This window comes from Ensifer sp. 22460, from assembly GCF_052044935.1.
Taxonomy (GTDB): Bacteria; Pseudomonadota; Alphaproteobacteria; order Rhizobiales; family Rhizobiaceae; genus Ensifer.
Map to the genome: position 1 here is coordinate 152,734 of NZ_JBQENZ010000006.1, position 25,195 is coordinate 177,928.

Consider the following 25,195-nt stretch of genomic DNA (forward strand, 5'->3'; position numbering starts at 1 on the left):
CGGGCCTTTCGCGTTCAAGACGGGATAAGATCGCTCAAGCCGCCTTGCTGTGTACTCTCTGGGACTCGTCGATATAGGCATCGAAGGCGGCCGCCACCGCGCGGATGACGAAGCGGTGTTCGGGGCGGACCGCGATGACGCCAGCCGCAATGTCGATCACGCCATCCTGCCGCAGCTCGGCCAATTTGCCGTTGCCTTCGACGAGCGACTGCCCGTCCCGGCCGTGCGCCGCGGCGATCGCGGGAATATCGACACTGAAATCGCACATCAGCCGTTCGATGATCGCGGCGCGCAGCCGGTCCTCGTCGGTCAGCCGGTAGCCCTTGGTGGTTGCGAGGCGGCCCGAGGCGATCCGGCTCGCATAGACACCGGGCGGCACCTCGTTCTGCACATAGCCGTCGCGCGAGCGGCCGATCGCCGAGGCGCCGAAACCGATCAGCGTCTCGCAGTTGTCGGTGGTATAGCCCTGGAAGTTGCGGCGAAGCCGGCCGGTCGCCTGGGCGGTGACGAGATCGTCGTCAGGCAAGGCGAAATGGTCGAGGCCGATCTGCCGGTAGCCGGCCTTGATCAGCGCCTCGCCGATGGCCAGCGCCTGTTCGGCGCGGGCGCTACTGTCCGGCAGTGCCGTCTCGTCGATCATGCGCTGATGCTTCTTGAAGCTTGGCACATGGGCGTAGCCGAAAACGGCGAACCGCTCCGGACGCATCGTGACGGCCGCTTCGACAGTCTCGATGCAGGAGCGCACCGTTTGATGCGGCAGGCCGTAGATCAGGTCGAAATTGATCCCGCCAATGCCGGCGCCGCGCAAATGGGCGACCGCTTCGGCCGTCTGCTTCTCACTCTGAATGCGATTGATCGCCTTCTGCACAACGGGATCGAAGCTTTGCACGCCAAGGCTGGCGCGCTTGACGCCGCCTTCGCCGAGCGCCTCGGCCATGGCGAGTGTCAGCCGGCGCGGATCGATCTCGACGGCGACGTTGGCCGACGGCGACAGTGCGAAGCGCTCACGCATCAGCGTCATCAGCGCGAGGAATTCGCGCGGCTCGATGATCGTGGGCGTGCCGCCCCCGAAGTGCACTTCCGCGACAGGCAGCGGCCTGCCGACGGTGTCGGCGACCATGCGGATCTCGTCTCTCAGCACGTCGAGATAATCGAGGATCGGATCGTCCTTCTTGGTGATCGTCGTGTGGCAGCCGCAGTACCAGCACATCGAGCGACAGAAAGGGATGTGCAGATAGAGCGACACGTCCTCACCTGCGGGGATCGCGTTCAGCCAGTCGCCGTAGGTGTGGTCGTCGACCGTTGCGGCAAAGCGTGGGGCGGTCGGGTAACTCGTGTAGCGCGGCAGGCGCATTTCACCGTATTTCAGGAGCGCGGAAGCTAACATTTCGTCCTCATCTGGGTGCCGATGGATGCACCTTTCTAGGCCTCGCGGCCCGGCAACTCTTTGCGAAAAGTCAAGGACGGGGGTGGTCTCGGCCAAACCGGGATTTGTTTGCGCTTCGACAAAATGTCGCGGGGCCATCGTCGCTAGGTTGCGGAAATCCGGGGCGTGTGCGCCGGCGTTTCCCGGACCATCATCAAACAACGGCGCCTAGAGCGGATGACCATGACCATTGCAGAGACCGACAAGCCCTTCATCGATGTGCGGACCATTCCGCCGGTGGAGCGCCATCCGAAAATCTTCGGCATGCTGAATGCCCTTGCCGAGGGCGGCGCCTTCATCATCATCAACGACCACGATCCGCGCCCGCTGCACTACCAGCTGGAGACGCGCTATCCGGGCGAGTTCACCTGGGAGTATCTCGAGCAGGGACCGGCTGTCTGGCGTGTCGAAATCGGCCGGCAGCAGTCCTCCGGCTGCGATTGCTGCTGCGGCGGACACTGAGCCCCAGTGCGCCTCAAGAGCGGGATCGGGAAAAGTGGATGCGGATTTCCGCTCACATCCCGCTCTAACTTACGAGAATCGATTACGTTTCTGGTTTTTGGTCGGCGCGACCAAAGCCATCGTGATCTAGGGGATGAACCGCCATGTTCGCAGCAACGCTATCCCGCTGGACGATGTCCTACTTCGCGGCGGCGCTGATCTTTCTCGTCCTTGGCGAGATCATGATGGTTCTCGGCTACGGCTACCCGGTCTCAGCCCTCGAGGCGCCCGAAACGCTGGCGCTCGTCCATGTCGTCGTCCTAGGCTGGTTGAGCCTGTTGATGACCGGCGCGCTGCTGCAGTTCGTGCCCGTCCTCGTCGGCCGGCCGCTTTCCTTCCCGAGCGTCGCGCTGCCGGCGCTCCTCTTCCTCATCGCCGGCATCGCCGGCCTGACACTTGGTTTCGTCAGCCTGTCCGGCGCGATAGATCTTCCGGTGATGCTGCTTCCTGTGGGAGCCGCTTTCTCAATTGTCGGGTTTTCGGTGCTTGGCTTTGCTTTCGCAGCCACGCTCTGGCATGCCCGCCCCCTGCCGCTCCCGGCCCGCTTCGTCGCCGTCGGTCTTGCTGCGCTCTTCGGCACGATGCTGCTCGGCGGCGTCTATGCCGGGGTACTGTCGGGGTTGATCGATGCGGAAGCTGCGATCGACCTGACGATCGATGGGCTTTCACTGCATGCTTCCCTGGGCCTGTGCGGCTGGTTGAGCTTCACCACCATGGGCGTCAGTTATCGGCTTTTGACCATGTTCATGCTGTCGCCGGACAAGGAGCGGACGAGCAGTCGCGTGGTCTTCGCGCTTGGTGCCCTTTGCCTCGGCCTTCTTGCAGCGGCGGTGCCGGTCATTCTCGCGGGTACTTTTGGTCGCTCCTCGCTCCTACTCCTCGCCGTTGGCTCCGGCGCTGCCGTGGTGGCGATCTATATCGCCGATATCCTGCGGATCTATCGGGAGCGTCGCCGCAAGGCGATCGAGCTCAACAGCCGCGCCAGCATCGGCGCCTTCGCGTCGTTGATCGCTGCGACTGCGCTGTTCGTCGCGCTGCTCGCGACCGGCCGTCTCGACGCGGGTTCCGGTGCCGTTATCTATCTCGTCGCCTTCGGCTGGCTGACGGGCATGGGCCTTGCCCAGCTCTACAAGATCGTGCCGTTCATGACCTGGCTCGAATGCTACGGGCCGGCGCTTGGGCGTATGCCAACGCCAAGGGTTCAGGACCTCGTCGTCGAGGTCTCGGCCCTTCGCTGGTTTTGGCTCTATTATCTGACGGTAGCGCTCGGTACTCTGGCCCTGCTGATCGGTAGTGTTGTCCTCTTTCGCTTTGCGAGCCTCGGCCAATTGATTGCCGTCAATGCGCTCATCCTGGAGTTCGTGCGAACACGGCGTCTGATCAACGTTCCGGCTGAACTTCGATTGCCTGATGGACTTGTTCGGCCAGGCCTGTTTTTGCCATCCATTCCTCACGGAGGTTCCCATGAGCCAAGATCCCTATGAACTCGATGTCCGACCGCTGTTGCGCGGTGGCAGCGACCCGTTCCAGGCCATCATGAATGCCGTTGACAGTCTGGCGCCGGGCCAGGCGCTGAAGCTGATTGCAACCTTCCGGCCCGTTCCGCTCTACAGCGTCATGGCCGGGCGTGGCTTCACCCATCAGGACCGCCCGCTCGACAATGGCGACTGGGAGGTTCTGTTCACGCCCGAAGGAGACGTCGACGAGATTAGGCTTTCGGTCGGCGAAACGGATCTCGACACCTGGCCGGACCCGAGCCGCCAGCTCGACCTGACGGAACTCGATCCGCCCGAGCCGATGGTGCGCATTCTGGCGACGGCCGAGAAAATGGCGGAGGGTGAAGTGCTGTTCGCGCTGCTCGCACGCGAGCCGCTGTTCCTCTATCCGGAGCTCGCCAAGCGCGGGCACAAATGGGCCGGCAATTTCGATGCGACCGGCGAGACCTACCGCATCCTTGTTCGCATTGGCGGGAGGCAATCTCATGTCGGCGCCTGAAACACTGGACCTCGAAGCGAAGATCCGCGATGCGCTGCGCATCATCATCGATCCTGAAATGGGCAAGAATGTCGTTGATCTCGGGCTGATCTATGACATCGACGTCCAGGAAGGCGGCATCGCCCGCGTCACCATGACGACAACGATCAAAGGGTGCCCTGCGACGGCCTTCCTCAAGGAGGCCGTGCAAAACTGCGTCTGGTATGTGCCAGGTGTCGAATATGCCGAGGTCCGCCTGACCTACGAGCCGCCCTGGACGCCTGAGATGATGGCTGGCGGTGCGATCGAATTCGCGCACGGCGGCATCTTCTAAGAGTTGTCTTGTAACAAACAAAAGGCGCCGCTGATGCGGCGCCTTTTGTTTTGGGTTCGAACGTGCAGTCAGGATGACGCGCGGGGCGATCGGCGATCGCAGACCAGCATCGGCCCGTATTCGAGCGCGAACAGCGCGAAGGCGGCAATCCACAACACGCCCGAAAGTGCAATCAGATGATGATAGTGTGCGGGCAGCACCTCTGCCAGCGGCCGGATCAGTGCTGCGGCCATGATGGCGACATAGGAGGCGGTGGTGAGTGCTGATCCCACCAGGGGCCGTCCCGTGTGGCCGCGACTGGCGCGGGTCATGACGGCGAGCATCATCGAGGCAATCACGCCGACGGTCAGCACGTGCATGACCGGGTATTCGCTCAGGAGTTCGACCGCTCCGGCGGCGACGGCCAGGAAGCCGAGCGGCACGAAGGCATAGGCTGCGTGCAGCACGAAGAGTAGCGTCTCCGGCCGGGTCGCCCATCCGCGCCAGCGGAACAGCCGCACCATGTGGAAGGCGCAGGCGACAAGCGCGATCGTCCCCGTGACGATGTGATCAGGTGCGAAGGTCCAGGCAGCGAGCGCCGCGACACCGATCAGGATCGCCGCGGTGTCGAAGCGGTTATAGGGCACCGGGAAATTTGTGCGCCCGACCTTGTTCAGCCAGTTGCGCGTGAAGCTCGGCACAATGCGTCCACCAACGATCATGATCAGCATGGTGTAGGCGCCGATCGCCAGTCGCGCCGCGGCATCGACGTCGAGGTCGCTGAGAACCGAAAGGTGAAAGCAGATATTGGCGGCGGACAGGAGCACCAGCCCGCCGATGACTTTCAGATCCTTCCATTTGCGACCGACGATCACCTCGCGCGCGCAGATCAGCAGGAGCACCGGCAGGAACAACGCTTCTATACCGGCCGCGACAGGCAGGCCGATCAAACCGCTCGATAGCAGAGCAATCCGGCCGACCACCCAGAGCCCGAAGAGGGCGGCGAGCGGACCGCCGGAGACCGGCAGCCTTCCCGTCCAGTTCGGGATCGCCGTCAAAAGGAAGCCGCCGAGGACGGCGGAGGAGAAGCCGAACAGCATCTCATGCGCGTGCCAGTGGGCGGCCCCGTAGTTGCCGGCAAGATCGAGCCCGAGAATCAGTGCCGAGATCCACAGCACCATGGCACCGATCGCCCAGAGCGCGGCACCGAGAAAGAACGGCCGGAAGCCATAGGAGAAAAGCACCGGCCCGGTGGTGGAGAGTCCGCGCGGGATACCGCCGCTCGGTTTCGGTCTTATGAGTCTGTCCAACATGATCGTCGTCCTCGTCGTGGGTGCTTGCGGACTTGCGGATGAGGCTTGATCTATCAATGGCTTCAGAGGGGCTCTTTGCGAAAACGCAAGTATCGCGGCCCCGCTTCGCCAGGTGTGTTCATGGGGGACAAAGAAAAACGATCGCCTCGAAACGATTTGTTCCAAGACAAAGACGCGATTCGTCTGTGGTTCTATTCCTCTTGTGACTGCTGGGGGACCGGTGGTCGAGACCGGAGGTGAGGCCGCCCAAGTCGGCGCCGCCCACCCTAACTCGTTGAATACAGGCGCGTTTCGCAGAAGGCCAATTCCGGCCGCTGGAGCGCGTCGAAGGAGAGCAAGATGACTGAACAACTTCAGATGACCCGCCGGACGATGCTTGCCGGCGCTGCCCTGGCGGGCGCGGTTGCGCCGCTTCTCCATACCGCTTCGGCACAGGCGGCCGGCGCCGTCACGGCAGCGGGCGCTGCCCCCGTCGATATCTCGACCCTGCCGCGCGTGAAGGTCGACCTCGTCAAGCCGCCTTTCGTCCACGCCCATGAACAGGTCGCCAAGACCGGACCGCGGGTCGTCGAGTTCACCATGACGATCGAGGAAAAGAAGCTGGTGATCGACCGCGAGGGCACCGAGATCCACGCAATGACCTTCAACGGCTCGGTGCCTGGCCCGCTGATGGTGGTGCATGAGAACGACTATGTCGAGCTCCGCCTGATCAACCCGGCGACCAACACGCTGCTGCACAACATCGACTTCCACGCCGCAACCGGCGCGCTGGGCGGTGGTGCGCTGACGCAGGTCAACCCGGGCGAGGAAACCACGCTTCGCTTCAAGGCCACCAAGCCCGGTGTCTTCGTCTACCATTGCGCGCCCGAAGGCATGGTGCCCTGGCACGTCACCTCGGGCATGAACGGCGCCATCATGGTGCTGCCGCGCGAGGGCCTGAAGGACGAGAAGGGTCAGCCGCTGACCTATGACAAGATCTACTATGTCGGCGAGCAGGATTTCTACGTGCCGAAGGACGAGGCCGGGAACTACAAGAAGTACGAAACCCCCGGTGATGCCTACGAAGATGCGGTGAAGGCGATGCGCACGCTGACCCCGACCCACATCGTCTTCAACGGCGCGGTCGGCGCGCTGACCGGCGACAACGCTCTGACAGCGGCTGTGGGCGAGCGCGTGCTCGTCGTCCATTCGCAGGCCAACCGCGATACGCGGCCGCACCTGATCGGTGGGCATGGTGATTACGTCTGGGCGACCGGCAAGTTCCGCAACCCGCCGGATCTCGACCAGGAAACCTGGCTCATTCCGGGCGGAACCGCGGGCGCTGCCTTCTACACATTCCGCCAGCCGGGTGTGTACGCCTACGTCAACCACAACCTGATCGAGGCCTTCGAACTAGGTGCTGCCGGCCACTTCAAGGTCACCGGCGATTGGAACGACGACCTCATGACTTCGGTCGTCAAGCCGGCGTCGATGTAGACGGCTGAAGCAAGGTGATTGCGGGGCCGCGATCTGCGCGATCCCGCACGCGAACAAAGGCACGCGCTCGTCAGCGCGTGCCCTTTCCCCGGAGACCTCCCATGGCCAGCAACAAGAAATCTGCGGTTTCGCTCCTCTCGCTCGCGGCCCCGGCCGTCCTTTTGGCCGCAATCGGTGGCGTGCTTTCGGCGAAGGTGGGGCTGTTCGATGATCTCAAGGACGGCGTCGACCTGTCGATCAGGCCGCCGGTGACCGTGACGATCGCACCGCGTCAAATGAGCTATCGGGCGGAGGGACACTTCCTGAAGAACGGCTTTGCTGTCGATGCGCCCATCGTCGTTGCGGCGCTCGAGCAGCCGCTCGAGATCATGAAGTACCAGGTGACGCGTCAGGATTTTGAACGCTGCATCGCCGACGGCGCCTGCCAGCAGCCGGAGGGCGGCCATGGTGCCGGCCTGTCGGGCGTGCCGATGACCGGGGTCAACTATACCGACGCGAACGACTATGCAGCATGGCTGACCAGGAAGACCGGCGAAATCTGGCGTCTGCCGACCGACCAGCAATGGGCCTTTGCCGCCGGCTCCAAGTTTCCTGACGATGCGCTCGGGATCGACGGCAGCAAGGACAATCCGGCGCTGCGTTGGTTGGCGGACTACGAGCGCGAGGCGAGCCGGCAGCGGGCGAAGGACCCGCTGCCGCAGCCTTCGGGCGCTTTCGGCGAGAACGAATACGGCGTTGCGGATCTGGACAGCAATGTCTGGGAATGGACAGAGACTTGCCACCGCCGCGTGACGATCGGCGACGATGGCGAGGTGCTGAAGGAGCAGCCCGCCTGCGGCATCTTCGTCGTCAACGGCAAGCACCGGGCGTCGATGAGCTTCTTCATCCGCGATCCGAAAAGCGGCGGCTGCGCCGTCGGCGTGCCGCCGGACAATCTCGGCTTCCGGCTCGTGCGCGATGGCCGCTGGTATTCGGGCTTCCTCTACGCCTTCGAACGCCGGCTCCAGGGCGCCGGGTGACATGGCGTGGTCGGGGAAACCGCTGGGGCCTGTCCGTCTCAGCCGACATAGGGTCCGATACATGCTTTTGCCCCTGGATCGTCATCGATCCAGGGGCAAAAGCATGTGGCGATCGTGGTGCGATAGCGTCCTTTGCGCATCTGACAGGACGTGCGGCGCCGTGGTCCTTTTGCAGGGTTCCGGGCTGTGCTAGAGCAGAGCAACTCAAACGGCAGGATGTAGGGCCAAAGTGGCTGCACTCGATCGCACACTCGTCAAATCGCTCCCTCTTTTCCAGAAAATGAGCGATCAGGAACTGGATTCGCTGCTGACGCGCGCCACGGTGCGGCGTGTTCCGCAGAACGAAGCCGTGTTCGAGCAGGGTGCGCAGGCCGACTTCTTCTTCCTGCTGCTGCACGGCCGGCTGAAGGTGACCCAGGTCACCAAGGACGGGCAGCAGATCATCGTCCGGGTCGTCAATCCCGGCGACCTCTTCGGCTTTGCCCGTGCGCTGCAGCGCAGGGACTATCCGGGAACGGCGACAGCCGCGACCGAGAGCCTGGTTCTCGCCTGGCCGACGGAGCTCTGGAACGTCTTCGTCGAGAAGAACCCTCACCTCGCCGTCAACGCCATGCATACGATCGGGCAGCGTCTCGACGAGGCGCATACCCGCATCCGCGAAATGTCGACGGAAGAGGTCGAACGCCGCGTCGCGCACACGGTGCTGCGGCTCGCCGAACAGGCCGGTAAACCCGACGGCGGCGGCATCCGCATCGACTTCCCGATCTCGCGCCAGGATATCGCCGAAATGACCGGGACGACGCTGCACACGGTCTCGCGCATCCTCAGCGCCTGGGAAGGGCAGGGTCTCGTCCAGGGCGGGCGGCAGAAGCTGACGCTCAAGGACATTCCAGGCCTGCGGCGCCTGGCGGAGCGGATTGGCGGCTAGAATGGTCGGCCGTACACCAGAGCGCGATCCTGCGACGTTCTTCCACATCGCATGACGGCCATTCACCTGCGAGTGACGAGCTATTGAGAACCCACCCCGCCAATGGCAAGATTGCACAATGTCGACGGGAAGGGATCTCAGATCACGGTTTACGGTGGTTCAGGGTCTACTTTGGAGCGACGATCCCGGGATAGAAGTCACCGTCGCCGCCTTCGTAGTTGCCGCTGTAATCGCCACCGCCGGTTTGGGAGCATGCGGCGAGGCCCAGAACTATTGCCAACAAGATTGTAGCGCGCATTTTTCTACCTTTTTCAGTTCATCGTTCACGACAGGGCTGTCGAAATTCCGACCTATCATGTGGGGGATCAACCGATATCGGGCAATCCCAATGGCAGGATTTTGCTAGGGTTTTTCCGCCCGAACAGCGTAGCGATGCTGGGACTGCCGTGCCAGACCCTTGAAGACATTCCAGTTCCTGGCCTGGGTGCGATGGATTTCACGGAGGTCCCTGTCGACGGTGATGTCGACGAAGCCGGCCTTCTGCAACAGTTCGACGACGGCCTCGGCGCGGGCGCCCTCTGAGAAATGCACGCGGGAGAGAATGCTGCGATGCGTCGCCATCATCTGCGGTGAACCGGTCGACGTTTCCGCCCTGAAGAGGCCGAGGCGTTGTCCCCAGGCGCTGAGCTTCGAGAACAGCCGCTCGAGTGCTGTGGTGTTCACAAAGTCGCCATCGACAATCAGCAGCGTGCCGCCCGGTTTCATGACACGCAGCCATTCGGCAAAGGCTGCGGCCGGATCGACGAGTGTCCACACCAAGTGCCGGTTGACGATCACATCGTAATGGCCGTCGGGCTCCATGGTATTTTCGGCGTCGCCAAGGGCGAAGCGGATGGAGCGGCCACGCTTGCGGGCCTTTTCGCGGGCGCGTTCGAGCATGGGTTCGGCCCAATCCAGGCCCTGCACCTTGAAGCCGAGTTCGTCGAGCAGGTGAGAGATGACGCCCGTCCCGCTGGCAAGGTCCAACGCGGCGCGCCCGGCGCCAGGCCCGAGGTGGCGTAGAAACAACGCGTGCCAGGCCGCGCGCTCCTCCTCCGAGAAGATCTCGTGTCCCGGTGACAGATCGAAGGTCGCGGCGCGCTCCGACCAGTAGGCCTTAATCTCATCCCGCAGGTTGTAGTTCTGCCGATCCGTTACATCGCTCATGTCGATACCGCCGTCTCTGTTTGGAGGCGTTCTAAAAGATAAATGTTGACTAATAAAGTCATGAAACATTAGATCGCGTCGATTTTTCCAGCGGAGCAGAAAACAATGCGGTTTTTCAACAGGGTGGCTGCGGCCGCCACGGGCTTTTGCGTGCTTTTTTCGACGGCAGCCTTCGCTGATGTCGTGACGCTGAAAGACGTGACCGGCCGCGATGTCGAGGTCAATGTACCGGTCGAGCACGTGATCCTCGGCGAAGGGCGCCAGATCTATTTCCTCGGTGCGCTCGACCGTGACGAGCCGTTCAAACGCGTCGTCGGCTGGCGTGACGATCTCTCCAAGGCTGACCCGGAAAGCTACGCCGCCTATCTCGCGAAATACCCTGATATCGCCAAGCTGCCGACCTTCGGCGGCATGAAGGACGGCACTTTCGACATCGAGCAGGCGGTGGCGCTAAAGCCCGATGTTGTCTTGATGAATGTCGATGCCAAGACTGCGACGGAGGAGGCCGGCTACATCGAGAAGCTCGCCAAGGTCGGCATTCCGCTCGTCTATGTCGACTTCCGCGAAAAGCCGATGGAAAACACCGAGCCGAGCATGCGTGTAATGGGCAAGCTGCTCGGCGAGGAAGAGAAGGCCGAGGAGTTCATCAAGTTCCGCGCCGACAGCATCGCCAAGGTGACCGACGTTTTGGCGAAGGCCAACCCGAAGAAGCCGCTGGTCTTCGTCGAGCGCGCCGGCGGTTACTCCGACGATTGCTGCATGTCTTTCGGCAACGAGAATTTCGGCAAGATGGTCGAATTCGCCGGCGGCGTGAACATGGCCAAGGACATCATTCCCGGCACCTTCGGCACGGTCAATCCGGAGCAGATCATCGCTGCGAACCCGGACCAGATCATCGTCACCGGCGGCAACTGGCAGGGTTACGTGCCGGGCGGCGCCTGGGTTGGGGTCGGTTATGGCGCGGATGTAAAGGAAGCGGCCCGCAAGCTCGAAAACCTGACCAAGCGCCCGGCCTTTACCGGCGTCCAGGCGGTCAAGGACGGCCAGGTCCATGCCATTTGGCACCAGTTCTACAACAATCCCTACCAGTTCGTCGCGATCCAGCAGATCGCCAAGTGGCTGCATCCGGATCTCTTCGCCGACCTCGACCCGGAAGCGACGTTCAAGGAGCTGCATGAGCGCTTCCTGCCGCTTCCCTATGAGAGCGGCTACTTCGTTTCGCTGACGGCCAGCAAGTAAGCAGATCGACAGCCGGAGGAGGGGAGGTCTCTACGGCGCCGCGCGTCTTATTAGACGCGCAAAGGTCGCCGTAGCACTTTGAATTGCTGCATGTTTTCGCCCTTAAATCGCATGCGATTTAAAAAAACAGCAGCAGCGTCGCGATCGAAAGGAATGAGAATGCCGATCTTCAGGAAAATCGCGTCGGCGATGATCGCCGCCATAGTGCTGGCGGCTCTGCCGGCTAGTGCCGCGGAAATCATCGACGTGACCGGCCGCAAGGTCGAAATCGCGCTTCCGGCCAAGCGCATTTTGCTCGGCGAGGCGCGGCAGATCCATGTCGCGGCGGCGCTGAAAGGCGAGCATGTCTTCGACACGATCGTCGGCTGGCGCGACGACCTCGTGAAAAAGGACCCGGATTCCTACGCCGCCTATGTCGAGCGCTTCCCCGAGATCGAGAAGCTGCCGCGTTTCGGCTATATCCCTTCAGGCGATTTCAGCCTCGAAGCGGCGATCGCGCTGAAGCCCGATGTACTGACTCTGAACCTCGAGGCTGAGAAGGCTGTCGAGGAATCCGGCTTCATCGAGAAGGCGGCGGCCGCCGGCATCGCCGTCGTCTATCTCGATTTCCGCGTCGATCCGGCTGCCAACAGCGAGAAATCGGTCGCAATCCTCGGCCAGCTCTTCGGCGCCGAGGCAAAGGCGCGTGAATTCATCGAATACCGCAATGCCCAGATCGCGTTGGTGACGGACCGTCTGAAGAAGGCGGGGGCAATCGCACGCCCCAAAGTCTTTATCGAGCGCTCTCCCGGTATCACCGGCGACGTCGTCTGCTGCCGAACCTTCGGTCCGGCCAATTTCGGCAAGATGGTGGAAGAGGCCGGCGGCCACAATATCGGTTCGGACGTGATCAAGGGCACCTTCGGCGACCTCAATCCCGAGCAGCTCATCGTCAGCGATCCCGACCATGTCATCATCACCGGCAGCAACTGGTCGGCGGAATCCGATCTCAACCAGTTCGTCAGCGTCGGCCGTGGCGCCGATACGGCGGCGGCTGAAGAGCGTCTGCGCGGCCTGATGCAGCGCCCGGGCTTTCCCGGATTGAAGGCGGTGAAGGAGGGCAACGTTCACGCCGTCTGGCATCAGTTCTATGGCGCGCCTTACGAGTTCATTCCGATCCAGCAGTTTGCCAAGTGGTTCCATCCGGAGCTCTTTGCCGACCTCGACCCGGATCGGACTTTCCGAGAGTTTCACGAGAAGTTCCTGCCGGTGACCTATCGCCCGGGCTATTTCGTTTCGCTTCCGAAGGATGGTGAGTGATGGTTGCCATGACCGACCAGGTTTCCGGCATGGAAGGACGAGGGCGCTACCGCGCCCTCGTCCTGCGCCGTTTGGTGTTGATCTTCTGTCTCATCGGCGCGCTGTTTGCGTCCGTCGCTGTCGACATGGCGCTCGGCCCCGCGAACTATCCGCTTGCCGATGTGCTGACGGCGCTGTTCCGGTCGGAAACCGTGAGCGACCAGCTCCGGGTGGTGATCTGGGACATCCGCATGCCGATCGCGCTGATGGCCGTGACGGTCGGCGCCTCGCTGTCGGTCGCCGGCGCGCAGATGCAGACGATCCTCGCCAACCCGCTGGCAAGTCCGTTCACGCTCGGCATCTCCGCCGCTGCCGGTTTCGGCGCGGCCCTCGGCCTCGTTGCCGGCGTCGCGGTCTTTCCGGTTGCGGTCCAGTACATGGTGCCGATCAACGCCTTCCTGATGGCGATGCTGGCGGCGCTCTTCATCCACTTCGCCTCCACCATGCGCGGCGTCACAGTGGAAACGATCGTGCTGCTCGGCATCGCGCTCGTCTTCACCTTCAATGCTGCGCTGTCGCTGCTCGAATACCTCGCCTCCGAGCAAGCGCTGGCCGCGGTCGTGTTCTGGACGATGGGCAGCCTCACCAAGGCAACCTGGCCGAAGGTCTGGATCACCGGCGCCGTGCTCCTGTTCGCCTTGCCGCTTTTTGCACGGCACGCCTGGGCGCTGACGGCGCTTCGGCTCGGCGACGACAAGGCGGCGAGCTTCGGCATCAATGTTCGCCGGCTAAGGCTCGAGGCGATGATGACCGTCAGCCTGCTTGCGGCGATCCCGGTCTCCTTCGTCGGCACGATCGGTTTCGTCGGTCTCGTCGGGCCGCATATCGCCCGCATGCTGGTCGGCGAGGATCAGCGCTTCTTCCTGCCGGCCTCGGTGCTCTGCGGCGCGCTGCTGCTTTCGGTCACCTCGGTCGTCAGCAAGATGCTGATTCCGGGCGCGGTGCTTCCGATCGGCGTCATCACCGCGCTCGTCGGCGTGCCCTTCTTCTTCGTGCTGATTTTCACCAACAGGAGGCGTGCATGGTAAGCCTGACGCTGGAAAAGGTTGGTGCGAACTATGGCCGGCGCGTGGTGCTGTCGGACGTCAATACAGGTGTCCTTAGGGGCGGTGGCCTGACGGCGGTGATCGGTCCCAATGCCGCCGGCAAGTCGACGCTGTTCAAGCGCATCGCAAGCCTGACGTCCGGGCCCGGCACCGTCCACCTTTCGGACACGTCCAAGGGGCCCGAGGGCATCTGCTACATGCCGCAGGATACCGGCGCCAATGCCGTGCTCACCGTCTACGAGTCGGTGCTTCTGTCGGCCAAGCAGGGTTCCGGCTGGAAGGTGAAGGACGCCGAACTCGCCGAGATCGACCGGGTGCTCGCCGAGCTCCGGATCGCCGACCTCGCCTTTCGCGGCCTCGGCGAGCTTTCCGGTGGCCAGCGCCAGCTTGTCTCCATAGCCCAGGCCCTGGTGCGCAAGCCCGAAGTGCTGTTGATGGACGAGCCGACCTCGGCGCTTGATCTCTTCCGCCAGATCGAGGTACTCGGCTTCATGAAGCGCCTGTCGGCGCAGTCGGGCATGGCGGTGCTGATCGCGCTGCACGACCTGAACCATGCGCTGCGCTACTGCGACGACACGATCGTCATCAGCGGCGGTTCGGTGCTGGCGAGCGGCCCGACCCATGAGGTCATCACCGCGGACATGCTGCGCTCGGTCTACCGCGTCGAGGCGCGTGTGGAGGCTTGCTCCATGGGGCGCCCGGTCGTCATCGTCGATGAGTCGCTTTAGGCGCCAGAACAATTCCATGAAAATTTGAAGCGGTTTCCGTCTGGAACTGCACCAATTCAAGAGGCTGGAAAGCACTTCGCCGCCGAGGCGGCGAAGTGCGGCTTCTGAGATCAGGTCGGCTTGTGCCCCTTCAGGCCGTAGAAGGCGATGTAGGCATAGCAGGCGACGGGCATCAGGAAGGCAAGGTGGATGCCGATGTTGTCGGCAAGGCCGCCCTGAACGAGCGGCAACAGCGCGCCGCCGACGATTGCCAGGCACAGGATGCCGGAGCCCTGGCTCGTATATTTCCCGAGGCCGTAGAGCGCCAGGCTGAAGATCGTCGGGAACATGATCGAGTTGAAAAGCCCGATCGCCAGAACCGACCACATGGCAACGCTGCCGCCGGCAAAGACGGTTAGCAGCAACAGCACGATCGCTGCGACTGCGTTGAAGGCCAACGCCTTGCCGTCGTCGACGAAGCGCATCGCAACCGCGCCGATGAACCGGCCGACCATCGCTCCGCCCCAGAAATACATCACATAATGGGCGGCTTCGGCTTCGGAGAGGCCGGCAATATCGGGCTGGTTTAAGAAGTTGACGAGGAAGCTGCCGATGCTGACCTCCGCGCCGACATAGACGAAGATGCCGATGGCGCCGAGGACCAGGTGGCGGTAGTGCCAAGCCGACTTGCCGTCGGTGATCGGCTCGATCTCGTCATGCACTTCGACGGTCGGCAGCTTCAGGGCGGCGAAGAGCGCCGCAAGCAGCAGGAAGGCGGCGGCAAGAAGCAGGTAGGGCATCTTGACCGCGCTTGCTTCGGCGAGCCTCAGCGCGTCGAGCTGCTCCGGCGTCGCGCCGGCAGTGGCGACGACAGCAGCCGACAGGATCAACGTTGCACCGAACATCGGGGCCAGCGTCGTGCCGAGCGAGTTGAAGGCCTGGGTCAGGGTCAGGCGGCTCGCGGCCGTATCCGGCGGACCAAGCACGGTCACATAGGGGTTGGCCGAAACCTGCAGCAGCGTGATGCCGCTTGCCAGCACGAAGAGAGCACCGAGGAACAGCGCATAGATGCGATAGCTTGCCGCCGGGACGAACAGCGCGCAGCCGATGGCGGCGATGACGAGGCCGAGCACGATCCCCCATTTGTAGCTGATGCGCTTGACGAGCGCGCCGGCGGGCAGCGAGACGATGAAATAGGCGCCGAAGAAGCAGAATTGGATCAGCATCGACTGCGTGTAGTTGAGCGAGAAGACGTTCTTCAGATGCGGGATCAGAATGTCGTTCAGGCACGTGATGAAGCCCCACATGAAGAACAGTGAGGTGAGCGCGAAGAGGGCAAATCGATAGCCCGTCGCGTCCGGTGACGCGGATGAGGCCGCGCGCGTGGGCTCAGCGCCCTTGGTGATGATACCTGCCAATGGTTTAACCTCATGATGTCGTTGACGCCGGAGCTTGGGGCCTTGGGAGGGCGTCGCATTGGACGCGCCGGCGGCAGCCGTTGATCTTCACTTGGGAGAGCACGAAGATATCCGGTTGCGCGGCGCTTATACCGCGCGCACAGGGCTTTGACAGTGTGAAAGGTAGGATTTCCCCGGTCGCAGGCCGGCTATCGGTCAGAGCGTGGCCAGTTCGCGATTGGTAAGTGTGCCGACATGGGCCCGTTTGATGTCGAGCTTCCGTTCGAGCGCCGCCATGATGTCCTCGCTGAACTCGATCGATGTCAGTTCGGCGATTTCAGGCAGTGCTCCCGGGGTAAAGACGTTGACCTCAACGAGCTTGTCGCCGACCACGTCGAGACCGACGAGGAACATGCCGTCGCGCACCAGCTTCGGCCGCATCTGCTCGGCCACCGCGAGCATTTCCGGCGTGACGACGGCGGCGACGGGCCTGCCGTTGACATGCATGTTGGAACGTAGCTCACCTTCCGCCGGGACGCGCCGAACCGCAGCGTAGGTATCGCCGCGTTTGAGCGGCCGGCCGTTCATCAGGAACAGCCTGACGTCGCCTTCCGTTGCTGCCGGCAGATATTCCTGCGCGATCACATAGCCCATCTCGCTGACCGCCTCGAAGATCTGGTTGAGGTTCGTCTCGTGGCTGGAGCTAACCTTGAAGACGTTCTTGCCGCCGGAGCCCTGCAGCGGCTTCAGAATGACACCTTCCGGGTGCTCGTCGACAAAGGCCCTGATCTCCTCAATATGCTTCGAGATCAGCGTGGTCGGCCGAACCATCTCGGGAAAGTCCTGGAGATAGAGCTTGTTCTGCGCCCGCGTGAGCCCGTCGGGATCGTTGACGACGATTGCCCCGCGCTCGGCCGCAAGCCGCCCGAAAATCACGCCCGCCTGGGTGGCCCAGGGGCGCGGACCGGCGTCTTCCGACGGGTCGCTTCTCAAAAACAGAACGTCGACGTCGGCGATGTCCAGCGTCTCACGCCGCGTGGCGCCGCTCCGCAACGCGGCGATGAAGGTTTCGGCCTTGCGCGGCTTCGCCGCGCCGAGGTTGAGGGCGTGGATCATCAGGCGGCCATCGGGCCTCAGGATGAAATCACCAGGGGTGACGTAGACGATCTCGTGGCCACGGGCGAGTGCCGCAAGCGCAAGCGATGTCGTCGCATAGACCGTCTCTTCGCCCTCGATGGAGTTGACGAAAAAGGCGATGCGCATTCAGTTTCCTACTCTGCGACCATGTCGAGCGGGGTAATTCCCCTCTGGGCTCGCTGAAGTCGGTCGCGCGCTTTGACGTCATCGAGGAAAATAGGGCGAATGGCCGCGGCACCAAGGAGGCCGCGCAAATTGAGTTCCTGGATCGCACCGAAATGCGACGCGGCGATCTTGCCCATCCAGAAGGGCTCGAGACTGCCGCCGTCGGCGAGATGCTCGAGAAGCTGCAACAGGCCGCGCAGGTAGATCGCGTCCTTGACCAGCCCGCCGCCGCGATAGATGCGCAGCGTAATGTTGAAGGCCTCTGCCGTGCTAAAGCCGTGGCCGTCGACGAGCAGCCGGTAGGTCTCCGGAAACAGGGCACCGTCGAGCAGGGCGGCGCAGCCGACGACTCTCGCCGCAAGCACCCGCAGCCGGTCCGCGGTCATGCCGGCACTTAAGTATTCGGCGAAAACGGCAAGCCCTTCCTGCATGCCCTCGTAACCCGCAAGCCCGGAGCGGAGGATTCGGAGGCCCTGGGCCGAGCCGTTGAAATAGGTCAGCAGGTGCACGCCGACCTCGTGGTTGAGCAGCGCCTCGACGCGATCGGGGTCGAGTGCCGAGCTTCGCGCGATCAGCAATTGGCCGCGCGAGACGAGCAGGCCGGCTGGCAGGTCGTCGCGAATTTCGACGGAGGCGGTGAAATCGGCCGACTGGCGCCGATAGGCTGATATCATCGCCTGGGCACGCTCCCTTATGTAGTCGCAGTCGCGCTTGTTGCCGGATGCCGGCGACGTGTCGCCATCGGCTGCTGTGCGTGCAAGGATGTCGGACGCGGCGTTGAGAAGTTCGCTTTCCACCGGGCCGTAGAGTGCGCGGCCGAGCTCGACGAATTTGCGGGTCTCGCGCGCGGATATCATCGAGAGCTGCAGATCGACCTCCTGCTGCTTTTCCCGATAGAGGGCATAAAGCAGCGGATCTTCGAGGTGTTCGAAGTTGAGGGTGAAGAGTTTGCGCTTGGCCGTTTCGATCTGCAGCGCCAGCGGCCGATAGTAGAGGCGGGGGCTTCTGGAAAAGCCGCTCGACGCGAATTCCGCCCAGGCGGTTTCGGCGTTGATCGGCGTCACCGCGAGCAGGAAATCGAAGCTCGAGGCGATCTCGTCGATGCCGCGGTCGGCACGCACGACCGCGTCGACGAAGGCTTTCCGGCCAAGGGCGCGATGCGTCGGTAGCCGGAAGTCATCGGACCGCGCGCGGGCGAAGGCCGCAACGGCGCGGAGCCCAGCATCGAAGACGCTCGCAACCAGCCGCTCGCGCAATTGCGGATAGATGCGGCGGGTGCCCGGCTCGCAGTAGATGGGGGCAAAACGCACGGTGAGATGGGGATAGTCGAGCGCCAGGGTCTTTCGCCCTGCCCGTGCCTCCGGTTGCCGCTCGACAAGCGTCACATGCGGGGTCCGGAACTTTCCCTCGATCGTCGCAGCGGTCTCGATCAGTGCTTTCGCGGCAACCTGCTCGGCGCCGCTTAGCCCGGCGACGACCTCGATCAGGAAGGGCGGCAGGAACGGCGCGTCCTTGGCCGGCGGGTCATCGCTTTCGAGCTCGGCAAACTCGAGAACGATGAACATGCCCTGCCGCTCTTCGATCACGCGGCCGACCCGCTCGATGACGACGGCGGCGATATCGACGCTAGGCGCCAGCAGATAGGCGGCATTCGCCTGGGCGATATCGCGCGCGACCGGCTGCTGGTGCTCGGCTGCGATATGGACGCAGAGGAAGGGAAGCAGGCGGTCGATGTGCAGCCGTCCACCCTCGCCGAAGTCCCGTCGCACGGCGCGACCATCCTTCAGTCGGGCAATGGCTTCATCGAGCCACTCCGGGTCAGGGCTCGCGCGCATGGGTCTCCCGTCCGTCATCGCTGCCTCGCGAGCGCCTCGGTCAGGATCGGAACGAGTGATCCGACCAGTGTGCGCAGCGACCTCAGCGCTTCGAGGTCTGGCTTGCCGGTCCACTCGTCCATGAAGGTCTTCTTGAACTCGATCGCGATCGCGCAGCCCGTATCGGGAAAGTGCTCGTGGATGAAGCGCGTCTGTTCTCCGCGTCCCTGGAAGGCAATGTTTTCACGCACATCCACAGGCCGACCCGCGAGCGTGGTGGCGCTGATGGCAGCGACCAGCGTATCGATCACGTCGGCCCATTTGGCCCGATCCATGGAGGAGGTTCCGATGTTGATCTCGGGTGCCTCGGCGATATCGGCCGGTTCGGCCTCCGGCCCCTGCCGCCGATGGTTGTAGCTGTGTATGTCGAGCACGATGAAGCGCTGATGGCGCCGTTCGATCGCCGTCAGCATCGACCGCAGCATGGCGTAGTATTCGTCATGCACGGCAAGGGATGTTTCGATCAACTCTGCAGGCGGCTGCTCCCGCCAGACGGAAAGGCCCCAAGCCTGTGCGGGCTGGAGATAGATGGCGCCTGCACGGGCACGATTGATATCGACCTCGAAGCGCGAGCGATGGACGACGATGCGGTTGGCAAGGTCCCGGATGATGAATTCGGTGAACGGGTCCTCCTCGCGCAGCCTTTCTTCCTCCGTCAACGCCACCAGCGCCCGGGCATCGCTGCGCATGGCATGCCCATTGTGGATCGCGGTGCCGACGATCGGTCCATCGCCGCGATTTACGGTCCACCAGGCGTTCTGCGTGGCTGAACGGAACTGTTCCGTCGGCTCGCGTTGCATGTTCGCTCCCGCATGCCCTCACTATGGGCGCTTCGGGAATGCAACTCCCGGGCACGCCCGAGAGTTCCGCAATGATTCAAAATTCCATGGCAGATCAGTCCGGTTCGGGGTGCCGTTCTCGGTTCCCGCTTCAGCGCGATGACACCCCGATTTCGCCGAGGATCCATTGGCGGAAGGCGCTGATCTTCGGTGAATTGCGCCGCGTCTCCGGGTAGACCAGCCAGTAGGCATGGTCGTCGTTGCAGAGAAGATCGAAGGGCTGGACGAGGCGCCCATCGGCCAGCTCGGCGGCGAAGAACGCCGGCGTCAGGATCGCCACGCCCTGGCCGGCCGTGGCGGCGTTGCCCTCATAGGCCTGCGCGCCCATGCTGGCGCCGGGACGACTGGAAAGCCCCTCTGCTGGCACATTCGCGGCCGCAAACCATTTCGCCCACCAGGGATCGCCGGGATCGAGCAGCGGCAGACGCAACAGATCGGCCGGCTCCTTCACCCCGCCGATACTGGCCGCGAGGCTCGGGCTGAGCATAGGGGTGAAGTCGGCGTTGATCAGCCGGTGCGCCGTAAGCCCCGGCCAGTCGCCGCGGCCTGAGCGAATGCCGATATCGACCTCCTCGCGGCTGAAGTCCACCAGGTGAGGCTCCGTTTGAAGGCGGACGGCAAGGGAAGGGTGGGCGATCTGAAAGGAGCCAAGACGCCGCGCCAGCCAATTGGAGGCGAACGTGGCGATCGTGCTGATGACAAGCGTTCCCTGGGCGCCGCCGCGCGCCGTGACATAGGCTTCGCTGAGCTGCTCGAAAGCCTGCGTGACCGCCGGAGCGAGCCGCTGTCCGACTTCTGTCAAGGCGATCTGGCGCGGTCGGCGCAAAAACAAGGGCGCGCCGAGCCGATCCTCGAGAACCTTGATCTGATAGCTCACCGCGGCCTGGGTCATGCCGAGCTCGGTTGCGGCCTTGGTGAAGCTTCCATGCCGGGCGACCGCCTCGAAGACGCGGATCGCCGTCAATGGTGGAAGCGGAAGGGTCTTATGCATTAAATGGCCTTATGCATGGTAAGCGATATTCGATTGGAAGGTGATGCTGTTCATAACCATTTTCAAGGTCCGTCCATTAGACGGATTGATGAAGAGGATGACGGCTATGACAACCATTCAAGTACGTAGTTTTTCGTCGACAAACGATTTTTCCGCGCGCTCCTGGCTGGCGCTTCTGTTCGCGCGGAAGCGTCGCGCGCTCGATGTCGTCGACGTCAGAGACCTGTCGGATCACCTGAAACGGGACATGGGCTTCCTCGATGGCAACCGCCCCGACGCGAAGGACCTCCCGACCGCTTGACCGCTTCCGACCTGGGCGAGCCTCCCATCGCCCAGGTCCGTCAATTCCGCTGAGCGCATCACCATCACCGCGGCCTCCTTCCTCCATTGCACTGCCCCTTCACTCGCGGCTTTGACGTGCGCCAAAAGCGGAGCACTTTTTCATCTCTCGCCTGCTCTTTGGGTCAGAATTCCTTTAATCTACTATTTGAGTGGATAATCTCGGAAGGCTCGGTCAGGAATCGAGCTGGGCAGAAACGCCCTCCGGTCGGCGCAGGTTTGCGTTGATCGGCTGAAAATGAGGTCCGAGATGAGTATGCTGCGGCAATTTGAGCGTTTGAGCGCAATTCGCGAGGTCCTGCAGGGCCGTTTGGAACTGCACGAGGCGCGGGACTGTTTCGGCTTCGACGATGTCGAGGACGGCACGGCCAATGAGCTCAGGGACCGCATCGCCGAACTCTCCGATGAAATCTCGACCTTAAGAAGTCGTTGCGACCGATACGAAAGCTTCGGCCGTCAATGACCAACCCGAAAGGCGGCAGCACGTCGCCGATGAATGGACCATCCCCATGACCTTGCATGTGAATTCACGCGTCGCGGATCACGCGATCAATCCGCTTTTTCTCGAACGCTGGTCGCCGCGGGCCTACTCGGGCGAAGAGATTTCCGAGGCCGAACTGTTCGAAATCCTGGAGGCCGCCCGCTGGGCGCCATCAGCCTACAATGCCCAGCCCTGGCATTTCGTCTATGCCCGCCGCGGCGGACAGGACTGGGAGAAGCTGCTCGGTCTTCTGAACGAGTTCAACCGCAGTTGGGCAAAGGAGGCTTCGGCCCTCATCTTCGTGCTGTCGAAAACCTCCCTGCTGCCGCCAGGCGCCAGCAAGGAGGTGCCTTCCTACACCCATTCCTTCGATACGGGCGCCGCCTGGGGCGCACTCGCCCTTCAGGCGGCCCATTCCGGCTGGCAGGCGCACGGCATGGCCGGCATCGACTACGACCGCGCGCGGGCCGAACTCGAAGTTCCCGAAAACTACCGGATCGAGGCTGCCGTCGCGATCGGACGCCTCGGCGATAAGGCTCTGCTTCCGGAGGCTCTGCAACAGCGCGAGCAACCAAGCCCGCGCAAAGCCCTCTCCGAAATCGTGTCTGAAGGGCGCTTCGTGGCCGGCTAAGCTTCGGCAGACTTGGACGGGGAGCGGGGGTACATTGCCGGCCCGCTCTCCTCAGCGATCGTCCGTTTCATCCTTGCTCGTCGCGTTCAGCGCCTGAACGCTGATGGCCGCGACGAGGCCGGTCAGGACGATGCCGGAAAAGCCGATCACCAGAGCCAGCAGCCGTGCGCTCAGGTGTTTGGGCGTGATGTCGCCGTAGCCGATCGTCAGCCCGGTGACGAAGGTGAAATAGAGGGATTCATCGAGCCGCCATTCCTCGATGCGGCCAATGATGACACCGCATCCGGTCATCACGATCAGGATTGCGGAGAAGATCGGCCAGAGCACCTGAAGTTGCTGGTAGAGATTGGAGAAGAACAGGCGCCGCATTCTTTTTGAATGGCTCCTGCGATGAGATTTCGCCACGCAACCCTCCCTCTCGCCAGGTAGGAAGCCCGCCGTGCTAACGATTCCGTACGCCTGCGACGGTCCGCCTTGGCTTCGCTCCCTGCCGCCGAAATCCCCTCTCGGCCCGGCACCCGCAGTCCTCAAGATATCCGCAAGTCGAGCAGCCTGCCAGCGTCTGCTTTGGTAGGCGACAAGTGATGCCCGAAGTGTGGCTGAGGCGTTCCTTGCAACGGATTTTACCCAGTGCTATCGCTTTAGAATAACTTCATGAAAGCTCCTGCCAGAGGATAGTCCGGATGGCATCGAACGAGCATTCGCCTGTCGGCGACGGTCGCGGTGCCACTGCGGGTTTCCGGCTCGACGTGACTGCAGGTCTCACGGCCGCTGCCGTGGTTCTGCCAAAGGCGATGGCCTATGCCACGGTCGCCGGTCTGCCTGTCAGTGTCGGTCTCTACACCGCCTTCGTGCCGATGATCATCTACGCGCTTCTCGGCACGTCCCGGGTGCTGAGCGTCTCGTCGACCACGACCCTTGCCATTCTCGCCGGAACACAGCTCGGCCTTGCCGTCCCGGATGGCGATCCCGGCAAGTTGATAACGGCAACCGCGACGCTGACGGCGATGACCGGTGGGCTTCTCATCCTGGCTTCGCTTCTCCGCTTCGGCTTCGTCGCCAACTTCATCTCCTCGCCGGTCCTGATCGGCTTCAAGGCCGGCATCGGCCTCGTCATCGTGCTCGACCAGGTGCCGAAGTTGCTCGGCCTTCACTTCACCAAGGAAGGCTTCTTCCGGGATATCCTGAGCATCGCCGGCCATCTGTCCGAGACCTCGCTACTGACGCTTGCAATTGCGGCTGCGGCGCTGGTGGCGCTTCTTGCGATGGAGCGGCTCTGGCCGCATTCGCCGGCGCCGCTTCTGGCGGTGGCTGCAGGCATTGCGCTTTCCTGGTTCGCCGGCCTCGAGGCGCTCGGTGTCTCCACCGTCGGCTTCATCCCGCAGTCTCTGCCTTCGATCACGCTTCCGAGCCTCGGTCTTGCGCAGGAGCTTCTGCCCGGCGCGCTCGGCATCGCTTTAATGAGTTTCACCGAGACCATCGCCGCCGGGCGTGCATTTGCCGCCCCCTCCGACCCGCCGATCAGGGCGAACCGTGAATTACTGGCAACCGGCGCTGCAAATCTCGGCGGCGCGCTTTTCGGCGCCATGAGCGCCGGCGGCGGAACATCACAGACGGCCGTCGTGCGTGCCGTCGGTGGACATTCGCAGGTGGCGTCGCTGGTCACCGCGGCGGCAGCGGCTGCCACGATGCTGGTGCTGGCGCCCATGCTGGGTCTGCTGCCGCAGGCGGTGCTGGCGGCAATCGTCATCGTCTATTCGATAGGGCTTATCAAACCGGCGGATTTCTGGTCGGTCCGCAAGGTCCGGCGAATGGAGTTTCAGTGGGCGCTGGCGGCTTTCCTCGGCGTGCTGCTCTTCGGGACGCTGCAGGGCATCATCGTTGCGATCGTGCTTTCCTTCATCGGACTGGCCCGCCAGGCAGCATCGGCGAAGGTCTATGTCGTCGGCCGCAAGCGCGGCACCGATCGGCTCCGGCCGCTGTCGCCGGATCATCCTGACGACGAGACCTTCGAAGGGCTGCTGATCCTTCGGCCGGAGGGGCGCCTGTTCTTTGCCAATGCACAGCAAGTGGCAGACCAGGCGCAGATGCTGGTCGCCAAGCACAAGCCCAAGGTTCTCGTGCTCGACATGAGCCGGGTCTTCGATATCGAATATTCCGCGCTGCAAATGATGACGGAGGGCGAGCGTCGCATCAGCGAGCACGGGGTCACCGTCTGGCTGGCCGAGCTGAACCCGGATGTGCTCGCCTATGTGCGGGCCTCCGGTTTTGCCGATCAGCTCGGCCCCGATCGCCTGTTCGTCAACACGCGCACAGCCCTTCAGCACTATCTGGCGAGCATCGCTCCGGCAGCGGCCTGATTCACTCCGCGATCAATTCTCCGGTGCCGCCAAATGCCGGCGGGAAGTCGCGATACTTGGGCAAGCCGTCCTTCATCGGCAGCACCGTCTCCTGATAGTTGACGTGGAGCGCGGGTTTGAACGGCAGTGCCGGGATGACCGCAGCAAAGACGTCCGTCACGCCCCAGAGCGGATGCTCGGTCATGAGGTGACCGCCGCAGGCCTTGCACCATTTGCGCACGCTCGTCGCGGTCTTCTGGTAGCCGACAAGATTGTCCGCGCCCTTGACGATGCGGACCTTCTCCGGCGGCCAAAGCGTGAAGGCATTCACGGGTCCCGCCGACCACGTCCGGCACGAATTGCAATGGCAGAAGCCCATGGCGGCCGGATCGCCGCTCACTTCGATCTCGACTGCGCCGCAGAAGCACTTTCCGTTGTAGCTGCCGTTCGCTGCCATGACTGTCTCCTTTCGGTTCGCGTCATCCGGAGAATGGGCTCTCGCGGATGGCCGATATG

26 protein-coding genes are annotated in these 25,195 nt (G+C 63.1%); 15 read left to right on the forward strand and 11 right to left on the reverse strand.

The window, feature by feature from the left end; all coding sequences use genetic code 11:
- Positions 1-34 precede the first annotated feature (34 nt).
- A complete protein-coding gene (gene hemN / locus ACTJKM_RS09585) occupies positions 35-1,387 on the reverse strand; it encodes an oxygen-independent coproporphyrinogen III oxidase (RefSeq protein WP_113511455.1) in 1,353 nt (450 codons plus the stop codon).
- A 222-nt stretch (positions 1,388-1,609) separates the two neighbouring features.
- Here hemN and ACTJKM_RS09590 point away from each other — a divergent pair, with 222 nt between their 5' ends.
- The 4 genes from ACTJKM_RS09590 to ACTJKM_RS09605 all read left to right on the forward strand — a co-directional run bounded on the left by ACTJKM_RS09590 (position 1,610) and on the right by ACTJKM_RS09605 (position 4,235).
- The gene (locus tag ACTJKM_RS09590) at positions 1,610-1,888 is read left to right on the forward strand and encodes a DUF2249 domain-containing protein (RefSeq protein ID WP_093235290.1); all 279 of its coding nucleotides are present in this window, start codon (positions 1,610-1,612) and stop codon (positions 1,886-1,888) included.
- A 143-nt stretch (positions 1,889-2,031) separates the two neighbouring features.
- Positions 2,032-3,411: a hypothetical protein gene (locus ACTJKM_RS09595; RefSeq protein ID WP_113511457.1), complete on the forward strand. Its 1,380-nt coding sequence runs from the start codon at positions 2,032-2,034 to the stop codon at positions 3,409-3,411.
- Positions 3,392-3,922 carry a DUF2249 domain-containing protein gene (locus tag ACTJKM_RS09600; RefSeq protein WP_058329736.1) on the forward strand — a complete coding sequence of 177 codons (531 nt, stop codon included), beginning with the start codon at positions 3,392-3,394 and terminating at the stop codon, positions 3,920-3,922. Before ACTJKM_RS09595 ends, ACTJKM_RS09600 begins: the two co-directional genes overlap by 20 nt.
- Positions 3,909-4,235: a metal-sulfur cluster assembly factor gene (locus ACTJKM_RS09605; RefSeq protein WP_113511459.1), complete on the forward strand. Its 327-nt coding sequence runs from the start codon at positions 3,909-3,911 to the stop codon at positions 4,233-4,235. The genes ACTJKM_RS09600 and ACTJKM_RS09605 overlap by 14 nt, the downstream gene beginning before the upstream one ends.
- Positions 4,236-4,303: 68 nt before the next feature.
- Here ACTJKM_RS09605 and ACTJKM_RS09610 read toward each other — a convergent pair whose 3' ends face one another.
- Entirely contained in the window at positions 4,304-5,527 is a 1,224-nt protein-coding gene (locus ACTJKM_RS09610; RefSeq protein WP_058329738.1) for an NnrS family protein, read from the reverse strand.
- 339 nt (positions 5,528-5,866) lie between these two features.
- Here ACTJKM_RS09610 and nirK point away from each other — a divergent pair, with 339 nt between their 5' ends.
- From nirK to ACTJKM_RS09625, 3 genes are all read left to right on the forward strand, one after another.
- On the forward strand, positions 5,867-7,003 hold the full coding sequence (gene nirK, locus ACTJKM_RS09615) for a copper-containing nitrite reductase (RefSeq protein WP_058329739.1): 1,137 nt from the start codon (positions 5,867-5,869) through the stop codon (positions 7,001-7,003).
- A gap of 101 nt (positions 7,004-7,104) precedes the next feature.
- Positions 7,105-8,022, forward strand: coding sequence for an SUMF1/EgtB/PvdO family nonheme iron enzyme (locus ACTJKM_RS09620; protein ID WP_058329740.1), 918 nt, complete (start codon positions 7,105-7,107; stop codon positions 8,020-8,022).
- Between the two features lie 229 nt (positions 8,023-8,251).
- Positions 8,252-8,950, forward strand: a complete 699-nt coding sequence (locus ACTJKM_RS09625; protein WP_245296285.1) for a Crp/Fnr family transcriptional regulator — start codon at positions 8,252-8,254, stop codon at positions 8,948-8,950.
- A gap of 402 nt (positions 8,951-9,352) precedes the next feature.
- Here the strand turns inward: ACTJKM_RS09625 and ACTJKM_RS09630 are convergent, their stop codons facing one another.
- The gene (locus tag ACTJKM_RS09630; protein ID WP_058329741.1) at positions 9,353-10,156 is read right to left on the reverse strand and encodes a class I SAM-dependent methyltransferase; all 804 of its coding nucleotides are present in this window, start codon (positions 10,154-10,156) and stop codon (positions 9,353-9,355) included.
- Between the two features lie 105 nt (positions 10,157-10,261).
- On the opposite strand from ACTJKM_RS09630, the gene ACTJKM_RS09635 reads away from it, so the two are divergent.
- On the forward strand, positions 10,262-11,395 hold the full coding sequence (locus tag ACTJKM_RS09635; protein WP_440660246.1) for an ABC transporter substrate-binding protein: 1,134 nt from the start codon (positions 10,262-10,264) through the stop codon (positions 11,393-11,395).
- 50 nt (positions 11,396-11,445) lie between these two features.
- Here the strand turns inward: ACTJKM_RS09635 and ACTJKM_RS09640 are convergent, their stop codons facing one another.
- Positions 11,446-11,598 carry a hypothetical protein gene (locus tag ACTJKM_RS09640; RefSeq protein WP_162733605.1) on the reverse strand — a complete coding sequence of 51 codons (153 nt, stop codon included), beginning with the start codon at positions 11,596-11,598 and terminating at the stop codon, positions 11,446-11,448.
- Between ACTJKM_RS09640 and ACTJKM_RS09645 the strand changes: the two genes are divergently transcribed.
- The 3 genes from ACTJKM_RS09645 to ACTJKM_RS09655 are packed head-to-tail and all read left to right on the forward strand — an operon-like array spanning position 11,585 to position 14,507.
- Complete coding sequence (locus tag ACTJKM_RS09645) at positions 11,585-12,694, forward strand: ABC transporter substrate-binding protein (RefSeq protein WP_440660249.1); 1,110 nt, start codon at positions 11,585-11,587, stop codon at positions 12,692-12,694. The genes ACTJKM_RS09640 and ACTJKM_RS09645 overlap by 14 nt on opposite strands.
- Positions 12,694-13,761 carry a FecCD family ABC transporter permease gene (locus tag ACTJKM_RS09650; RefSeq protein WP_440660251.1) on the forward strand — a complete coding sequence of 356 codons (1,068 nt, stop codon included), beginning with the start codon at positions 12,694-12,696 and terminating at the stop codon, positions 13,759-13,761. Before ACTJKM_RS09645 ends, ACTJKM_RS09650 begins: the two co-directional genes overlap by 1 nt.
- On the forward strand, positions 13,755-14,507 hold the full coding sequence (locus ACTJKM_RS09655) for an ABC transporter ATP-binding protein (RefSeq protein ID WP_440660253.1): 753 nt from the start codon (positions 13,755-13,757) through the stop codon (positions 14,505-14,507). The genes ACTJKM_RS09650 and ACTJKM_RS09655 overlap by 7 nt, the downstream gene beginning before the upstream one ends.
- Before the next feature lie 110 nt (positions 14,508-14,617).
- On the opposite strand, the gene ACTJKM_RS09660 is transcribed toward ACTJKM_RS09655, so the two are convergent.
- The 5 genes from ACTJKM_RS09660 to gcvA all read right to left on the reverse strand — a co-directional run bounded on the left by ACTJKM_RS09660 (position 14,618) and on the right by gcvA (position 20,889).
- Positions 14,618-15,892 (reverse strand): sugar MFS transporter, encoded by a 1,275-nt coding sequence (locus tag ACTJKM_RS09660; protein ID WP_440660304.1) that lies wholly within the window; start codon positions 15,890-15,892, stop codon positions 14,618-14,620.
- Positions 15,893-16,099: 207 nt separating this feature from the next.
- Positions 16,100-17,146, reverse strand: coding sequence for a glutathione synthetase (locus ACTJKM_RS09665; RefSeq protein ID WP_057251852.1), 1,047 nt, complete (start codon positions 17,144-17,146; stop codon positions 16,100-16,102).
- An 8-nt stretch (positions 17,147-17,154) separates the two neighbouring features.
- Positions 17,155-19,020, reverse strand: coding sequence for a flavohemoglobin expression-modulating QEGLA motif protein (locus ACTJKM_RS09670; RefSeq protein WP_440660254.1), 1,866 nt, complete (start codon positions 19,018-19,020; stop codon positions 17,155-17,157).
- Between the two features lie 14 nt (positions 19,021-19,034).
- Entirely contained in the window at positions 19,035-19,859 is an 825-nt protein-coding gene (locus ACTJKM_RS09675) for an N-formylglutamate amidohydrolase (RefSeq protein ID WP_440660256.1), read from the reverse strand.
- Between the two features lie 130 nt (positions 19,860-19,989).
- Positions 19,990-20,889, reverse strand: coding sequence for a transcriptional regulator GcvA (gene gcvA, locus ACTJKM_RS09680; RefSeq protein WP_058329747.1), 900 nt, complete (start codon positions 20,887-20,889; stop codon positions 19,990-19,992).
- A gap of 106 nt (positions 20,890-20,995) precedes the next feature.
- Here gcvA and ACTJKM_RS09685 point away from each other — a divergent pair, with 106 nt between their 5' ends.
- The 3 genes from ACTJKM_RS09685 to ACTJKM_RS09695 all read left to right on the forward strand — a co-directional run bounded on the left by ACTJKM_RS09685 (position 20,996) and on the right by ACTJKM_RS09695 (position 22,340).
- Positions 20,996-21,190 (forward strand): hypothetical protein, encoded by a 195-nt coding sequence (locus ACTJKM_RS09685; RefSeq protein WP_058322977.1) that lies wholly within the window; start codon positions 20,996-20,998, stop codon positions 21,188-21,190.
- 288 nt (positions 21,191-21,478) lie between these two features.
- Positions 21,479-21,691 (forward strand): hypothetical protein, encoded by a 213-nt coding sequence (locus ACTJKM_RS09690; protein WP_057251848.1) that lies wholly within the window; start codon positions 21,479-21,481, stop codon positions 21,689-21,691.
- Between the two features lie 46 nt (positions 21,692-21,737).
- A complete protein-coding gene (locus ACTJKM_RS09695) occupies positions 21,738-22,340 on the forward strand; it encodes a nitroreductase family protein (protein ID WP_057251847.1) in 603 nt (200 codons plus the stop codon).
- 51 nt (positions 22,341-22,391) lie between these two features.
- On the opposite strand, the gene ACTJKM_RS09700 is transcribed toward ACTJKM_RS09695, so the two are convergent.
- Positions 22,392-22,709, reverse strand: a complete 318-nt coding sequence (locus ACTJKM_RS09700) for a potassium channel family protein (protein ID WP_058329749.1) — start codon at positions 22,707-22,709, stop codon at positions 22,392-22,394.
- Positions 22,710-23,023: 314 nt separating this feature from the next.
- Between ACTJKM_RS09700 and ACTJKM_RS09705 the strand changes: the two genes are divergently transcribed.
- Entirely contained in the window at positions 23,024-24,700 is a 1,677-nt protein-coding gene (locus tag ACTJKM_RS09705; RefSeq protein ID WP_112996264.1) for a SulP family inorganic anion transporter, read from the forward strand.
- Between the two features lies 1 nt (position 24,701).
- On the opposite strand, the gene ACTJKM_RS09710 is transcribed toward ACTJKM_RS09705, so the two are convergent.
- Positions 24,702-25,136: a GFA family protein gene (locus ACTJKM_RS09710; RefSeq protein ID WP_057251844.1), complete on the reverse strand. Its 435-nt coding sequence runs from the start codon at positions 25,134-25,136 to the stop codon at positions 24,702-24,704.
- Positions 25,137-25,195: the final 59 nt, after the last annotated feature.

What these genes read in the sequence shown, in the direction of transcription:
- hemN (WP_113511455.1), bottom strand. Translation starts at nt 1,387, where the DNA reads ATGTTAGCTTCCGCGCTCCTGAAATACGGTGAAATGCGCCTGCCGCGC.
- ACTJKM_RS09590 (WP_093235290.1), top strand. Translation starts at nt 1,610, where the DNA reads ATGACCATTGCAGAGACCGACAAGCCCTTCATCGATGTGCGGACCATT.
- ACTJKM_RS09595 (WP_113511457.1), top strand. Translation starts at nt 2,032, where the DNA reads ATGTTCGCAGCAACGCTATCCCGCTGGACGATGTCCTACTTCGCGGCG.
- ACTJKM_RS09600 (WP_058329736.1), top strand. Translation starts at nt 3,392, where the DNA reads ATGAGCCAAGATCCCTATGAACTCGATGTCCGACCGCTGTTGCGCGGT.
- ACTJKM_RS09605 (WP_113511459.1), top strand. Translation starts at nt 3,909, where the DNA reads ATGTCGGCGCCTGAAACACTGGACCTCGAAGCGAAGATCCGCGATGCG.
- ACTJKM_RS09610 (WP_058329738.1), bottom strand. Translation starts at nt 5,527, where the DNA reads ATGTTGGACAGACTCATAAGACCGAAACCGAGCGGCGGTATCCCGCGC.
- nirK (WP_058329739.1), top strand. Translation starts at nt 5,867, where the DNA reads ATGACTGAACAACTTCAGATGACCCGCCGGACGATGCTTGCCGGCGCT.
- ACTJKM_RS09620 (WP_058329740.1), top strand. Translation starts at nt 7,105, where the DNA reads ATGGCCAGCAACAAGAAATCTGCGGTTTCGCTCCTCTCGCTCGCGGCC.
- ACTJKM_RS09630 (WP_058329741.1), bottom strand. Translation starts at nt 10,156, where the DNA reads ATGAGCGATGTAACGGATCGGCAGAACTACAACCTGCGGGATGAGATT.
- ACTJKM_RS09635 (WP_440660246.1), top strand. Translation starts at nt 10,262, where the DNA reads ATGCGGTTTTTCAACAGGGTGGCTGCGGCCGCCACGGGCTTTTGCGTG.
- ACTJKM_RS09645 (WP_440660249.1), top strand. Translation starts at nt 11,585, where the DNA reads ATGATCGCCGCCATAGTGCTGGCGGCTCTGCCGGCTAGTGCCGCGGAA.
- ACTJKM_RS09640 (WP_162733605.1), bottom strand. Translation starts at nt 11,598, where the DNA reads ATGGCGGCGATCATCGCCGACGCGATTTTCCTGAAGATCGGCATTCTC.
- ACTJKM_RS09650 (WP_440660251.1), top strand. Translation starts at nt 12,694, where the DNA reads ATGGTTGCCATGACCGACCAGGTTTCCGGCATGGAAGGACGAGGGCGC.
- ACTJKM_RS09655 (WP_440660253.1), top strand. Translation starts at nt 13,755, where the DNA reads ATGGTAAGCCTGACGCTGGAAAAGGTTGGTGCGAACTATGGCCGGCGC.
- ACTJKM_RS09665 (WP_057251852.1), bottom strand. Translation starts at nt 17,146, where the DNA reads ATGCGCATCGCCTTTTTCGTCAACTCCATCGAGGGCGAAGAGACGGTC.
- ACTJKM_RS09670 (WP_440660254.1), bottom strand. Translation starts at nt 19,020, where the DNA reads ATGCGCGCGAGCCCTGACCCGGAGTGGCTCGATGAAGCCATTGCCCGA.
- ACTJKM_RS09675 (WP_440660256.1), bottom strand. Translation starts at nt 19,859, where the DNA reads ATGCAACGCGAGCCGACGGAACAGTTCCGTTCAGCCACGCAGAACGCC.
- gcvA (WP_058329747.1), bottom strand. Translation starts at nt 20,889, where the DNA reads ATGCATAAGACCCTTCCGCTTCCACCATTGACGGCGATCCGCGTCTTC.
- ACTJKM_RS09685 (WP_058322977.1), top strand. Translation starts at nt 20,996, where the DNA reads ATGACAACCATTCAAGTACGTAGTTTTTCGTCGACAAACGATTTTTCC.
- ACTJKM_RS09690 (WP_057251848.1), top strand. Translation starts at nt 21,479, where the DNA reads ATGAGTATGCTGCGGCAATTTGAGCGTTTGAGCGCAATTCGCGAGGTC.
- ACTJKM_RS09695 (WP_057251847.1), top strand. Translation starts at nt 21,738, where the DNA reads ATGACCTTGCATGTGAATTCACGCGTCGCGGATCACGCGATCAATCCG.
- ACTJKM_RS09700 (WP_058329749.1), bottom strand. Translation starts at nt 22,709, where the DNA reads ATGCGGCGCCTGTTCTTCTCCAATCTCTACCAGCAACTTCAGGTGCTC.
- ACTJKM_RS09705 (WP_112996264.1), top strand. Translation starts at nt 23,024, where the DNA reads ATGGCATCGAACGAGCATTCGCCTGTCGGCGACGGTCGCGGTGCCACT.
- ACTJKM_RS09710 (WP_057251844.1), bottom strand. Translation starts at nt 25,136, where the DNA reads ATGGCAGCGAACGGCAGCTACAACGGAAAGTGCTTCTGCGGCGCAGTC.